Here is a 14360-nt window from a genome sequence, read left to right as displayed (position 1 = left end):
AAACTTACGTAATTTTATATGAAAAAGTTTTTACTAACCATCGTTTTTTTCACTACACTTTCTACTGTGTCACAAAATAAGATAATTTATAGTGATGTGGCTCAAGATTTACTTGAAAATATAATAGCTAAAAAATCTTACGAAAAACAAGTAAAAATTCTGGCAGAAAGCACGTTAGAAGACTTAACTTCTGAGCTTAAGACAGATACACAGAAACTCGCATTTTGGCTAAACGTTTACAATGGTTTTATACAAATTTCGCTGATGGATAATCCTAAAGAGTATGAAGATAGAGGTGCTTTTTTTAAAAAACCACGTGTAAAAATTGCGGGCGAAACTTTATCTTTTGATGATATAGAGCATGATATTATGCGCAAATCTAGAGTTAAAATTAGCTGGGGTTATTTGCGTAAATATTTTCGTCCAAAGTGGGAGCGTAAATTAAGAATTGACGGCGATTTAGAATGGCGAATTCATTTTGCTTTAAACTGTGGTGCAAAAAGTTGTCCTCCAGTTGCCATTTACTCTGCAGAAAACTTAAATAGCGAGTTAGATTTTATGACAACTAAATACTTAAATGAACAAACTACTTATAATTCAGAAACAAAAACAGCAACTTCAGTATCTTTATTTTCTTGGTTTAGAGCAGATTTTGGTGGCCTTTGTGGGGCAAGACAAATTCTAGCAGATTATAAGATTACACCAGAAAAACCTAAAAAATTAGCGTTTAAAAATTACGATTGGACCTTAAGTTTAGGAAATTTTAGAACAATTCCTAACTAGTCTTCTTTTTCATTTTCTTCAATATCTTCTGTAAGGTCTAAATTTCTAATAGTTGGACTCACAATAGCTGTTGTGGCTACAGTAATAATTGTCATTGTCCCACCAAAAACCACGGCTGTAACTGGGCCTAAAATTTTTGCAGCCAAACCACTTTCAAAAGCACCTAACTCATTTGATGAACCTACAAACATAGAATTTACAGAGGATACTCTACCTCTCATTTCATCTGGAGTTTTTAACTGCAATATTGTTTGACGAATAACCATAGAAATACCATCTGCTGCACCACTTACAAACAAGGCTAACAAACTTACCCAAAAGATAGATGATAAACCAAAAGCAATAATACTAAGTCCGAATATGAAAACAGATATCAACATTTTTTTACCTGTATTTTTATTGATAGGTATATAGGTTGTTAATAACATGGTTACAATACTACCAATAGAAATAGAGGCGTTTAATAAGCCAAAACCTTCTGGACCTACCTTTAAAATATCTTGAGCAAACACAGATAAAATAGCAACTGTACCACCAAATAAAACTGCAATCATATCTAAAGTTAAAGCTCCTAAAACTGCCTTATTGCTAAACACAAATTTTACACCTGCCTTTAAACTTTCTGTAATTGGTTCTCCTATTTTTTTGTTTAAAATCGGCTTCTTTTTAATTAAAAAAGTAAAAATTAACGATAGAATTACTAGAATAAAAACCAATAATAAAGTGTTGTCAACATCTATCCAACTAATAAAAAAACCTCCACATAAAGCACCGGAAACAGAGGCTGTTTTCCAAGTACTAGTGCTCCAAGTTGCAGCATTATGATATATTTTTTTGGGTACTAATAACGCCACTAAAGAAAATATAGTTGGGCCAAAGAAAGAGCGTAAGAAACCACCAAAAAACACCAAACCATAAATACAATACAAAATAGAATTTGTAGACCATAGCTTTACAACTTGGTCAGAAGTTAATAAAAACAAACCTAAACTTATTAAAGAAAAAGCTGCTGTACATAAAGCTAATAGGTTTCTCTTTTCTTTTTGATCTACGATATGACCAGCAAACAAGGCCATAGAAAAAGCAGGAATAATTTCCATTAAACCAATAATACCTAATGAAAGAGGGTCTTTAGTAATTGAATATACTTGCCATTCAATAACTATAAATTGCATAGACCATCCAAATACTAAGAGAAATCTTACAAATAAAAATATATTAAATTCTCTAATTCTTAGAGCTGCATATGGATCTTGCTTGGCCATCTTTTAGTTTAATTTCATATCCATTAAAATGGCAAATGTTTGGTTAATATCTTCTTCATTAACCACAATTGTCATTTCGTTAGTAGTGGAAATAATTTCTTGTAAAGAGATATCTGCCCAAGCCAATTGCTTTAAAATAAAGTAATAAATACCTGATTGTTCTAAATTTTCTTTTGGCAACTTTATAGTAATAGAAGCCAAATCTAACATACTGTTTGTAAGTGTTTCTTGATCGAAAATTTCTTCTACAAAAGGTCTTAAATTTTTACTTGTTACAATATTTGTTTCGAAAATACCTTGAGAAACCGTTAAAAAATAGTCTGAACTTTCTGATGATTTTGTAAGTATTTTCGCAATTTCTTTTAATAAAGAAGGTGTGTTTTTAAATGTAAAATCGCACAAATCAGAACGTACAATTACATCACCCAAATCTAAAGCAAGTTTTTTAATATTTTTTCGAATACGTAATTCACTTGCAGGAGAAAGCCTATTAATAGCCATCATAACTGCACCTACTTTAACCTCTTTCTTTAAAACTTTAGAAACTTCTGGTAAAATAATTCTGGCCAAAGAAGAAACGTTTATTAACTTTTCATGCAAAGCCTCTTCTATAAATGGTGTTTTTCTGATGGTGCTTTCAACAACTTCTTGTATTGTTTTCATAATAATTGTTTAATACATTACAATAATGTTCAAAATTAAACAATTAATCCAACTTATCAGTTAACTTTTTAAATTCTTTTTTAGGATTTTTATTTTCATACAAAATGCTGTAAACAGTATCTATAATTGGTGTTTTTGCTTTTTTATCTTGCTTAATTTTATATGCACTTTTAGTTGCATAATAACCTTCTGCAATCATACTCATTTCGTGCTGAGCAGAAATTACAGTGTAGCCCTTACCAATCATATTACCAAACATTCTGTTTCTACTAAATACAGAATAACCAGTTACTAACAAATCGCCCAAGTATGCAGAGTTGTTTATGTTTCGTTTCATTTTGTGCACTTTTTTAATAAAGCGTTTCATTTCACGAATGGCATTACTCATAAGTACCGATTGAAAATTATCTCCATAACCCAAACCATGGGCAATACCTGCAGCTACAGCATAGATGTTTTTAAGCATTGCAGCATATTCTGTACCAATAATATCATCAGAAATTTTAACTTTTATGTACCAACTTTGCAAAGCTTTAGCCATAAATGATGCTTTAGCTTCATCTATACAAGCAATAGTTAGGTAAGATAAACGCTCCATAGCCACTTCTTCTGCGTGACAAGGTCCTGTAATTACACCAATGTTTTCTAAAGGAATATTAAACTTCTCGTTAAAATGTTCACCAATAATTAAGCCTGTTTCTGGCACAATACCTTTAATTGCAGAAAAAATGGTTTTACCTTCTAAAGACTCAGATAGTTTATTTAACTCGCTTGTTAAAAAGGCAGAAGGCACTGCAAAAATTAAAATACTATAGTTTTTAACGATGTAATTGATATCATCAGATAAATCTAAAAAGTTAGCATCTAATTCAGCCGAAGATAAATACTTTGGGTTGTGATTGTTTTTTTTAATATGTACAATAGAATTGGTGTTTCTCATATACCAACCTATTTCACTTACATTCTCTGTGAGCATTTTAACAATTGCAGTTGCCCAACTTCCTCCACCAATAACAGCTATATTCTGTTCGTTTACCATATTCATTAATTTGCTGGTCAAAAATAATAAAACTATTAGCTTATAAAAGAAAGGGGTCTCATTTATTATATTTGTTTAATAATCTACCTTTATGAACAAGTCCTTTTTTATTGTTTCAGTATTATTTCTTTTAACCATTGGTTGCAAGACTGCAGAGGTTAAAAAAGAAGTTAGAGCTGAGGTAAAAAATGAGAAATCTACTAGAACTAATAATATTCAAATCTTAGAAAAAGAATTTATTATTAATGGTTTAAATGAGAAATCTCATAAAGTTTGGGTGTATTTACCACCAAATTATACAACAACTTCAAAACGATTTCCTGTAATCTATATGCATGATGCTCAAAATTTATTTGATGCTGAAACTTCTTATGCAGGTGAATGGAATGTAGATGAGACCTTAAACAAATACTACCAAGAATCTAAGAAAGGATTTATTGTTGTTGGTATAGAGAATGGTGGAGATAAACGAATAGAAGAATACACACCTTGGCCAAATAAAAAATATGGTGGAGGAAAAGGCGCTATTTATATCGATTTTTTAGTGAATGATTTAAAACCTTTTATTGATAAAAATTACAGAACCAAAAGCAAAGCAAAACATACAGCAATAATTGGTAGCTCCTTAGGTGGTTTAATTTCTTTTTATGGCGGATTTAAATATCCTGGTGTATTTGGTAAAATAGGTGCATTGTCTTCTTCTTTCTGGTTTTCTAACAACATATATGCTTTTGCTTCTAGAAATAGCGCTTTGAAAAACACAAAATTATATATGTTAATTGGTGAAAAAGAAGGTGGTTCTATGGTTGCTGATACAGAAAAAATGGAAAAATTATTAATAGAGAAAGGTTTCCCAAAAGACAATTTAACTACCAAAATAGTTGCTGATGGTAAGCACACAGAATCCTTTTGGCGAGACGAATTTTTAGAAACAATATTATTCTTATACAACTAACTTTTATGAACGTACAAATTACTAACAAATCTAAACATGCAACTCCTAATTATGAAACTGAAGGAGCTGCTGGTATGGATTTAAAAGCAAACATAGATGCAGCAATCACGTTAAAACCATTAGAAAGAGCAATAATTAAAACTGGTTTATTCATTGCTTTACCTATAGGTTTTGAAGCTCAAGTAAGACCTAGAAGTGGTTTAGCTGCAAAAAAGGGTATTACTGTTTTAAATTCTCCAGGTACTGTAGATGCAGATTATAGAGGTGAAATTGGTGTTATTTTAGTGAATTTATCTAATGAAGATTTTGTGATAAATGATGGTGAAAGAATAGCTCAATTAGTTATTGCTAAACACGAGCGCGTAAACTGGCAAGAAGTTAATGTTTTAGATGATACTGAACGTGGTTCAGGAGGTTTTGGTAGCACAGGAGTATAAAAATAAATTAAAGCTTTTTATAAAGCTGACTCATTTTTTTAACCTCATCGAACATCAAATCAAAGGGTAAAAATATATGTGAATGGTATTGATAGCCTAGCTTTTTATAGAATTGGAAGGCTTGTTGTTTAGCATCCATAGCATCTAGCCAAATTGCATTGTACCTTTTGGCGATAGCTTGTTTTTCTAACCATAACATTAACAATTTTCCTACGCCTTTTCCTTGTACTTTTTCATCTAAATACAGTCGATGTAATTTTACTTGATTTTCTATTTGAAGGTTACTTAGGTTTTCATCCCAAACAATTCTAAAATTGCCTACAATTTCATTGTCTACTAAAACAAAATAGTAGTCAGCATTTAGTTGTTTAAGCTCTTTTAATATGTTGCTTTTAGAGTATTGCTGATGAATATACCAATTGCCTTTATCTGGCCAAAGAAAGCTATAAGCTGCAGGATATATTTTGCACATTAACTGATACAAAACTGCTACATCTTGCTCAGTAATTGGTTTTAGTGTTATATTTTTTGAAACTGATATCATCTTTATAAAAAAACTGCTATAGATTGATTACTTCTACAGCAGTTTTAATAATTGTTAGAACTTTTAAATAAACTTATTCTTGATTTTCGATAGCATCTTTTATTTTCATTTCTAACTCTTCCATCAACTCAGGATTATCTTTTATTAAGCCTTTAACAGCATCTCTACCTTGCCCTAATTTGGTATCACCATAACTAAACCAAGATCCACTTTTCTTTACAATTCCTAACTCTACACCAATATCTAAAATTTCACCAACTTTAGAAATTCCTTGTCCATACATAATATCAAACTCTGCAATTTGGAAAGGTGGAGCTACTTTGTTTTTTACAATTTTTACTTTTGTACTGTTACCAATAACCCTATCACCATCTTTAATTTGGGTTCTTCTTCTAATATCTAAACGAACTGAAGCATAGAATTTTAAAGCATTACCACCAGTTGTAGTTTCTGGGTTACCAAACATAACTCCAATTTTTTCTCTTAACTGGTTAATAAAAATAACTGTACAGTTTGTTTTAGAAATAGTACCTGTTAATTTACGTAAGGCTTGAGACATTAAACGTGCATGAAGACCCATTTTAGAGTCACCCATTTCACCTTCAATTTCAGATTTTGGTGTAAGTGCTGCAACAGAATCTATTACAACAATATCTATTGCACCAGATCTAATTAAATTGTCTGCAATTTCTAATGCTTGCTCTCCATGATCTGGCTGAGAAATAATTAAATTATCTATATCTACACCTAAATTTTCTGCATAAAATTTATCAAATGCATGCTCTGCATCAATAAAAGCTGCTATACCACCTGCTTTTTGTGCTTCTGCAATTGCATGTATAGTTAACGTAGTTTTACCTGAAGATTCTGGCCCATAAATTTCAATAACTCTTCCTCTTGGGTAACCTCCAACTCCTAATGCTAAGTCTAACCCTAAAGAACCAGATGAAATAGCATCTACATCTTCTGTTACTACATCTCCTAATTTCATTACAGAACCTTTACCATACGTTTTATCTAGCTTATCTAGAGTAAGTTGTAATGCTTTTAGTTTTGCTGCTTTTTCTTTATCTGCTGCCATAAATCTTGCTAATATTAATTTTAAAAATAGTGTCACAAGTTACGAAAAACTCTTCTCAATTACCTAACAAAATAAGTGCATTTTATGTTATTTTTACTAAAATTTAGTTAAGATGAAATCGATAATTGTTTTAGAAAATAGCAACAGTAAAGTAAGTATAGAAAATGGCGAATTAATTAGTTTTATTTTTAAAGGTGATGAGTATGTGCACCAAAAAGGAAATAAAGGTTGGCGAAAATCTGATGATGAAATGTTTCCTGTTATTGGGCCTACCTCTATGAATAATTACAGAATGCATACCAAAAAAGGTGAGGCCATACAAGATCAGCATGGTTTACTTCGTGAATTAGACTATGAATTATTTTATAAAGATAATGCTTGTGTAAAATTTATAAAAAGTTATGCTGCTAATACTAAAATTAACAATGCAAAGTTTCCAGAAAAATCTACTGAATCGCTTTTAAATTGGCCTTTTGATTTTACCTTCGAAAAACACTTTACATTAAAAGAAGGTATGCTAGAAATAAATTTTATTATTAACTCAGAAGAAGGTATGCCTTACATGTTGGGTTATCATCCTGCATTTATGTTGTCTGACAGTGGTAAAGAAACTTTAATTGCTAATGATAAAAATATCACATTAGAAAATATTTACGAAGCTGGGCATAATGCATTTCCTGTTTTAAATACAGATAAGATTGTTCTTAAAAATATAGATAAAAACGATTTAGAAATCACAACTACAGGTTTTGATAATTTTATGTTATGGACACAGGTTGATAACATGTTATGTATAGAACCTATTACACAATATACCTCTTATACAGATCAGAAATTTTCTGAAGAAAACATGCGTCTTTCTAAAGGTAAAAATGAATTTTCTGTGAAGTTAAAAGTTATTTAAGTTCATGAAAGAACATCGTCATTTTATCCTTCATAAACCTTATGGTTATTTATCTCAGTTTATCACCAATCAAACTAAGAGAAAGAAAAAAATGTTAGGAGAATTGTATGATTTTCCTGAAGGAACAATGGCTATTGGACGTTTAGATTTTGCATCTGAAGGTTTACTTTTATTAACAACAGATGGTAAAGTATCTCAAGAAATTAGGAGCAGTAAATACGAAAAAGAGTATTATGTTCAGGTAGATGGTTTAATAACTCAAGAAGCTATAGAACAACTTAAAAAAGGTGTAGAAATTGGTTTTGAAGGCAAAAAGTACATAACAAAACCAGGAAAAGCGTCTATTATTAACAATCCTGAATTTCCTTTAAGAAGTCAGAAAATTAGAGATGACAGACATGGGCCCACAAGTTGGATTTCTGTAATTATAAGAGAAGGTAAATTTAGGCAAGTTAGAAAAATGACAGCTGCTGTTGGTTACCCAACTTTACGTTTATTACGCATTAGAATTGGTACAATTACTATTGATGATTTAAAAAATGGTGAAGTTCAAGAAGTAAATCAATTACTTTAATCTCTATCCATTCTAATATGTGGTATACCATCTTCTAAATATTCATCATTTACTTGATAAAAACCATGCGATTCATAAAACTTCTTTAAATACTTTTGTGCTGAAATAGTAATTTTATCAACTTTATAATACTCTTTAATAGCTTTTAAAGAAGCTTTCATAATTTGATGACCGTAGTTAAATTTTCTTTCAGTTTCTTTAACTAAGACTCTACCAATACTTGAATTATCAAAATAATCTCCAGGTTTAAAAATACGTGTGTATGCAATTAAAACATCATTCTTATAACCCAAAACATGCAAAGCTTTTTGATCTTTAAAATCGATATCTTGATACACACAGTCTTGTTCTACCACAAAAACTTCAGATCGTAATTGAAGAATACTGTACAACTCTGTAGTATTAAGTTCTGAAAAACTTTTTACTAGAGTATTCATTAGCCAGCACAAGAAATTTTGTTTACTCTATTTGCATGACGTCCACCTTCAAATTCGGTGTTTAAAAATACATCTACAAAACCAAGAGCTTGTTGTAAAGACACAAAACGTGCAGGAATAGTTAAAATATTAGCATCATTATGTTGTCTTGTTAAAGCAACCAACTCATTATTCCAACACAAAGAAGCTCTAATACCTTGATGTTTATTAGCTGTCATTTGTGCACCATTACCAGAACCACATAAAATAATACCTAATTCTGCTTTACCAGATTCAACTGCATCTGCTGTTGGGTGAATAGCATCAGGATAATCCATAGAATTGTTAGTATCCGTTCCAAAATTTAGAACAGTATATCCTTTTTCCTCTAAATGTTTTATAATTTCGAACTTGTATTCAGTTCCTGCGTGATCATTACCTATGGCAATTGTCATAATAAATTGATTTTATTGCGTTTAACAGGTGCAAAAATATAGAATTTAATGGTTATTAACAGTTACAAATTTTTAAAACTTATCAATTTTTAATAACTACTTATTTTTAAAGCTTTTATGTGTTTTAAGCCAATGTTAAGAACTTATCATTAAAAACTTGAAAGTTTTTTTGGTGTATTTAAATATTATTACAATACAAGGAGGTAAACCACATACGCAACTTTTATTATTGATTTTTGATAAAAGTTTATCAACATAAATTTTACAATTAATTTACATTAAATCTTCTATTAATTATGAGTAAAAGTATGTGAACTACTGTTTATAAGTTTTGTTAATAAGTGTATTTTTTAATTGATTTTTAAGAAGTTGGGTTACTTATAAAATGTCAATAGTTTTTAATAACTGATATTATAAAATTTAAATCTAAAATTTTATTGTAGCTATTCACATCCTATTATAAACATCATTGTTTTTTAAAATTTTTAAAAAGAAAAAGTATAATACTATATAATGTTAATAAGTACAGAAATTTTAAAAATTAGAATTTCAAAAAATTAAAATAAAGGAAACTTAAACAGTTTTGTTATTTGTTTTATGAATAGAAAGTGTGTCTTTTTGAACTTCTACAGTTTCTTTTGGAATCTCAGTTTTGTTAAGCGTAGTATTTACAAGGACAACAGTAATTAAAATGCCTGCTACAAAGATGAAAGAGAATAAAGCAATGATTTTACGTAGATTTTTCATGGTAATTGGTTGACCTTCATTAATAAAGACGTAAAAAATTGCGAATTGTTACATAAAATTTAAGATTTCTTTAACTTTTTAAGAATTCACCACAAAATTAATGGCCTTATTAACAATAGTAAAAGTTACTTTTTGATTTCCAATTAATTCACCATCAGCTTGTATATAAGTATTTTTAGTATTCGATTCTATGGTAATTTTATTAGTTTTATAGGTAGATACTTCTTCTAATTTGTAAAGCGTTCCTTTAAATAAGTTGTTGATATTTAGTAATATAGTACTAAATTTTAGATTTTTTGCAATGGTAATATCAAACAAACCATCAGTAGTATTTACATGATCTGTAAATTGCAAACCACCACCAGCATATTTACAAATACCTACAATTGTTAATAAGGAGCTAGTTTCTATACGTTTATCATTAAAAGAAATTTTAAATTTTGATTTTTTATACCTTATCAAACTACTTATACCCGCTAATAAGTAACTAACAGCACCAAATTTTTTAAAATTGTTTAGTTTATGAATTACATAACCATCAAAGCCTAAACCAGCTACGTTTGCAAAATAATTTAGTTTACTATCTTTAGTAGTACACAAGCCTATATCTTGTAAAATGATTGATTTATTCTTTATAATTTTGATAGATTCTACTATAGAATTTGGAATGTTATAGGTTTTAACCCAATCATTTCCAGTCCCAATTGGTATTACTCCAATAGTTATATCAGAAGTTTTTACGTATGTTTGCAGCATAATACCATTAACTACATGATGTAGAGTGCCATCTCCACCTACAGTTATTATTTTTCTAAATCCTTTTTGAATTGCTTGTTGCACCAACTCAATTTCATGTTTAGAAAATGTTGTGAAAGCAAAAGAGTAGCTAATATTATTTAGTGCTAATTGCGTTTTTATTTCTCTCCACTGTTTATTAAAAACCTTGTTTCCTGCAGTAGGATTTGCAATTACAAACCAAGAATTTTCATCATTTTTATTGATGAATTCAGACATAAAATATAGAATTAAAAAACTTCAAAATACAAAATTGAATTATAATAGTTTGTTAACCTAACTAAAGTGAATTAATTAGTATTTTGGTAATGATAATAATAGAATAAAATTAATGACAAGAAAGAAAAGAAAAATCTTTAAAAAGAAAGGAAAAGTCATCAAAGATTTAACAAGAAATATATTCAAAATATTGAATGAAGATAGTAGTAAGTTTTACAACTACAAACAAATAGCTGCAAAATTAAATGTATCAGATACTGATGGTAAAACTCAGATTTTAAAAAAATTAGCAGAATTAAAAGCGAATAAAAAAATTAAAGAGGTAGATAGAGGTAAGTTTCAAATTAATGAGGATAGAAAGTATTCTATTGGTACTTTAGATATTACATCTAATGGTAATGGTTATTTTGTAACTGAAGATTATGAGAACGACATTTTTATACCAAATATTAACCTAGGTAAAGGTTTACATGGAGATGTTGTAAGAGCTTATGTTTACAAACGTAAAAGAAGTCATAAACTAGAAGCAGATGTTGTTGAGGTTATAGAAAGAGCAAAAACAGAATTTGTTGGTGTATTGCAAAAAAGTAAAAACTTTGGTTTTGTAATTTGTGATAACCATAAGATGTATGCAGATATTTTTATCTCTCAAAATAAAATGAATGGTGCAGAACATGGAGACAAAGTGCAAGCGACCATTTCTGATTGGCCAGAAAATTCTAAAAATCCGTTTGGAAAAATTACCACTGTTTTAGGAAAACCAGGAGATCATAATACAGAAATGCATTCTATTTTATTAGAATACGATTTACCTTATGAGTTTGATCCAGAAGTCGAAAAAGAGGCACAAGAATTACCTATAGAAATTACAGACAAAGAAATTGCGAAACGCAGAGATATGCGAAACGATTTAACGTTTACCATAGATCCAAAGGATGCAAAAGATTTTGATGATGCTTTATCATTCACAAAATTAGAAAATGGTAATTATGAAATAGGAATTCATATTGCAGACGTTTCTCACTATTTACAGCCTAAAACTATTTTAGATGATGAAGCTTTCGATAGAGCAACATCTGTTTATTTAGTAGATAGAGTTGTACCTATGTTACCAGAAATGTTAAGTAATGGTGTTTGTTCATTAAGACCAAATGAAGAGAAATTAACTTTTTCTGCAGTGTTTGAAATTAATGAGAAAGCACAAATTAAAAAACAATGGTTTGGTAGAACTGTTACTTATTCAGATCAACGATTTGCTTATGAAGAAGCACAACATATTATAGAAAATTGTAAACTATCAGATGATGTACAGCCTTTTACAATGCCAGAAAATGTTTCTATTACAGATAGCGCTTACGAAGTAAAAGCAGAAGTAGTAGAAGCAACTTTACAATTAGATAAATTAGCTAAAATTCTACGTAAAAAAAGAATGAAACAAGGTGCCATTTCTTTTGATAGAGTGGAGGTTAAATTTAATTTAGATGAAGAAGCAAATCCTGTAGGTGTTTTCTTTAAAAGCTCTAAAGATGCTAATAAATTAATTGAAGAATTTATGTTATTAGCTAATAGAAAAGTGGCAGAATATATTGGTAGCAAACAAGGTAAACCTTCTAATAAAACATTTATTTACAGAGTTCATGATGAGCCAGATGTAGAAAAATTGGCATCATTACAAAACATCATAAGTAAATTTGGATATAAGATAAATACAGAAACTAAAGAATCTACATCTGAATCTTTAAATCAGTTATTAAATGATGTGCAAGGTAAAGCAGAATCTAACATGATTGAGACTTTAGCTATTAGATCTATGTCTAAGGCAGTGTATACTACACAGAATATTGGTCATTATGGTTTGGCTTTTGATTATTACAGTCATTTTACATCACCTATTAGACGTTATCCAGATGTAATGACACATAGATTGCTTCAGCATTATTTAGATGGTGGAGAAAGCCCAAAAGCAGATCCTTATGAAGAAAAATGTAAACACTCTTCTAAAAGAGAAGAATTAGCCTCTAAAGCAGAGCGTTCATCTATAAAATACATGCAAGTAAAATACATGCAAGATCACAAAGACGAAGTTTTTGAAGGTGTAATTACAGGTGTTACTGAATGGGGTATTTATGTAGAAATTACCAAAAACAAATGTGAAGGAATGGTTAGAATTAGAGATATAAAAAGCGATTATTATATTTTTGATGAAGATCAGTACGCAATTGTTGGACAGTCTACAAAACACATGTACCAATTAGGAGATGATGTTAAAGTGCAAGTAAAAAAGACAGATTTAGAACGCAAACATTTAGACTTTAACTTAATAGAAGATTAAATTAAAACCATGATATTAACTACAACAAACAACATAGAGAATTTTAAAATTGTAGATTATTTAGGCATTGTAACAGGTACAGCTTATGATTCTAGTTATTCTTCTAATGGCAAGAAAATGTCTTTTACAGATATGTTTAGCATGTCTAAATACAGAGAAATGTATACTTTAGGTTTAGAAAGTATTAAAGAAAAGGCATTTCAAGATTTAAGAGAGAATGCTGTAAAACTTGGTGCAAATGCAGTAGTTGGTATACAGTTAGATGTAGAACCTTTAGCAAATTCTGCTACATTATTGGTTTCTATAACAGGTACAGCAGTTAAGGTGCAATAAATAGGGTATCATCACAATATAATTTGTTATTTCTCATTATATAATTTATATATTGCTCTTTTAATTTAAGAGGATTCAAACTTTAAAAAATGAAGAAATACATTAGTTTATTCATATTATGTTGTGGTTTTACTGTTTTTGGGCAAACTACAATTACAAAGAATTTAGGAGATTATACTACATTAAAAGTTTATAATGGTATTGAGTTAGAGTTGATAAAATCAACAGAATCGAAACTAGTAATTACAGGTAATAAATCTGAAATGGTTACTGTAAAAAATGTAGATAATACATTAAAAATTACACTACCATTTTCAATTAAACCAGAAAATAATAGTGCTAATGGTCAGGTTTTAGTTAAACTTTATTACATGAATCCTATTGCAGTAATAGATGCAAACGAAGGTGCAACCATTACAGGTAAGGAAATTAAGCAAGAAAAATTAGAAGTAAACTCTCAAGAAAGAGCTTTTATCAATTTGGTTTTAGATGTAAAACATTTAGAGGTAAGAGCTTCATCTGGAGGAATAATTAAACTTTCTGGTTCTGTCAAAAATCAAGATGTAAATGTAGATTTATATGGTATTTACAACGGTTATACACTGTTAGCAAGTTCAAATAGTACTGTAAATGCTGGTACAGGAGCAAAAGCAGAAATTTCTGCAGGAGAAACTTTAAAAGCGAAAGTTAGTTTTGGTGGCTCTATTTTTTATAAAGGAAATCCTGAGGTGTTAAAAGATAAAAAAGTGGTGGGTGGTATCATTCAAAAAAGAAATTAATAAAAAGCTTTTTGTATCTTTGCAATAATAAAATATAAC

The 14360-nt window shown here is 29.4% G+C and carries 17 protein-coding genes; 8 read left to right on the top strand and 9 right to left on the bottom strand.

All coding sequences use genetic code 11. From position 1 onward, the window contains the following. Positions 1-18: 18 nt before the first annotated feature. Positions 19-783: a DUF547 domain-containing protein gene (locus V7R38_RS04650; protein WP_334056239.1), complete on the top strand. Its 765-nt coding sequence runs from the start codon at positions 19-21 to the stop codon at positions 781-783. On the opposite strand, the gene V7R38_RS04645 is transcribed toward V7R38_RS04650, so the two are convergent. The 3 genes from V7R38_RS04645 to V7R38_RS04635 are packed head-to-tail and all read right to left on the bottom strand — an operon-like array spanning position 780 to position 3750. Then, positions 780-2048 (bottom strand): MFS transporter, encoded by a 1269-nt coding sequence (locus V7R38_RS04645; RefSeq protein ID WP_334056238.1) that lies wholly within the window; start codon positions 2046-2048, stop codon positions 780-782. The two genes, V7R38_RS04650 and V7R38_RS04645, sit on opposite strands and share 4 nt — an antisense overlap. Before the next feature lie 3 nt (positions 2049-2051). Then, a complete protein-coding gene (locus tag V7R38_RS04640) occupies positions 2052-2711 on the bottom strand; it encodes a hypothetical protein (RefSeq protein WP_015481491.1) in 660 nt (219 codons plus the stop codon). Positions 2712-2754: 43 nt separating this feature from the next. Next, complete coding sequence (locus V7R38_RS04635) at positions 2755-3750, bottom strand: NAD(P)H-dependent glycerol-3-phosphate dehydrogenase (RefSeq protein WP_334057111.1); 996 nt, start codon at positions 3748-3750, stop codon at positions 2755-2757. A 91-nt stretch (positions 3751-3841) separates the two neighbouring features. Here V7R38_RS04635 and V7R38_RS04630 point away from each other — a divergent pair, with 91 nt between their 5' ends. Both V7R38_RS04630 and dut read left to right on the top strand, forming a co-directional pair. Beyond that, positions 3842-4705: an alpha/beta hydrolase gene (locus tag V7R38_RS04630; protein WP_334056237.1), complete on the top strand. Its 864-nt coding sequence runs from the start codon at positions 3842-3844 to the stop codon at positions 4703-4705. 5 nt (positions 4706-4710) lie between these two features. Beyond that, a complete protein-coding gene (gene dut, locus V7R38_RS04625; protein ID WP_334056236.1) occupies positions 4711-5142 on the top strand; it encodes a dUTP diphosphatase in 432 nt (143 codons plus the stop codon). Positions 5143-5149: 7 nt separating this feature from the next. Here the strand turns inward: dut and V7R38_RS04620 are convergent, their stop codons facing one another. Then, complete coding sequence (locus V7R38_RS04620; RefSeq protein ID WP_334056235.1) at positions 5150-5686, bottom strand: GNAT family N-acetyltransferase; 537 nt, start codon at positions 5684-5686, stop codon at positions 5150-5152. 73 nt (positions 5687-5759) lie between these two features. Then, positions 5760-6767 carry a recombinase RecA gene (gene recA, locus V7R38_RS04615; protein WP_015481496.1) on the bottom strand — a complete coding sequence of 336 codons (1008 nt, stop codon included), beginning with the start codon at positions 6765-6767 and terminating at the stop codon, positions 5760-5762. Positions 6768-6879: 112 nt separating this feature from the next. On the opposite strand from recA, the gene V7R38_RS04610 reads away from it, so the two are divergent. Together V7R38_RS04610 and V7R38_RS04605 are read left to right on the top strand one after the other, a co-directional pair. Beyond that, positions 6880-7671: an aldose 1-epimerase gene (locus V7R38_RS04610; protein WP_334056234.1), complete on the top strand. Its 792-nt coding sequence runs from the start codon at positions 6880-6882 to the stop codon at positions 7669-7671. A 4-nt stretch (positions 7672-7675) separates the two neighbouring features. Next, the gene (locus tag V7R38_RS04605) at positions 7676-8245 is read left to right on the top strand and encodes a pseudouridine synthase (protein WP_334056233.1); all 570 of its coding nucleotides are present in this window, start codon (positions 7676-7678) and stop codon (positions 8243-8245) included. Here the strand turns inward: V7R38_RS04605 and V7R38_RS04600 are convergent. The 4 genes from V7R38_RS04600 to V7R38_RS04585 all read right to left on the bottom strand — a co-directional run bounded on the left by V7R38_RS04600 (position 8242) and on the right by V7R38_RS04585 (position 10877). Further along, positions 8242-8682: a GNAT family N-acetyltransferase gene (locus V7R38_RS04600; protein WP_015481499.1), complete on the bottom strand. Its 441-nt coding sequence runs from the start codon at positions 8680-8682 to the stop codon at positions 8242-8244. The genes V7R38_RS04605 and V7R38_RS04600 overlap by 4 nt on opposite strands. Further along, on the bottom strand, positions 8682-9116 hold the full coding sequence (gene rpiB, locus V7R38_RS04595) for a ribose 5-phosphate isomerase B (RefSeq protein WP_334056232.1): 435 nt from the start codon (positions 9114-9116) through the stop codon (positions 8682-8684). Before rpiB ends, V7R38_RS04600 begins: the two co-directional genes overlap by 1 nt. 573 nt (positions 9117-9689) lie before the next feature. Further along, positions 9690-9863: a hypothetical protein gene (locus V7R38_RS04590; protein ID WP_015481501.1), complete on the bottom strand. Its 174-nt coding sequence runs from the start codon at positions 9861-9863 to the stop codon at positions 9690-9692. A gap of 78 nt (positions 9864-9941) precedes the next feature. Beyond that, complete coding sequence (locus V7R38_RS04585) at positions 9942-10877, bottom strand: diacylglycerol/lipid kinase family protein (protein ID WP_334056231.1); 936 nt, start codon at positions 10875-10877, stop codon at positions 9942-9944. Between the two features lie 112 nt (positions 10878-10989). On the opposite strand from V7R38_RS04585, the gene rnr reads away from it, so the two are divergent. The 3 genes from rnr to V7R38_RS04570 all read left to right on the top strand — a co-directional run bounded on the left by rnr (position 10990) and on the right by V7R38_RS04570 (position 14321). Continuing rightward, entirely contained in the window at positions 10990-13209 is a 2220-nt protein-coding gene (gene rnr / locus V7R38_RS04580) for a ribonuclease R (RefSeq protein ID WP_334056230.1), read from the top strand. A gap of 9 nt (positions 13210-13218) precedes the next feature. Next, a complete protein-coding gene (locus V7R38_RS04575) occupies positions 13219-13542 on the top strand; it encodes a YbjQ family protein (RefSeq protein WP_015481504.1) in 324 nt (107 codons plus the stop codon). Between the two features lie 89 nt (positions 13543-13631). Continuing rightward, positions 13632-14321, top strand: a complete 690-nt coding sequence (locus tag V7R38_RS04570; RefSeq protein WP_334056229.1) for a head GIN domain-containing protein — start codon at positions 13632-13634, stop codon at positions 14319-14321. Positions 14322-14360: the final 39 nt, after the last annotated feature.

The sequence above is a fragment of the Polaribacter sp. P097 genome, assembly GCF_036864555.1.
Classification (GTDB): Bacteria; Bacteroidota; Bacteroidia; order Flavobacteriales; family Flavobacteriaceae; genus Polaribacter.
The sequence above is the reverse complement of the archived record's forward strand: the minus strand, read 5'-3'. Positions and strand labels throughout refer to the sequence as shown.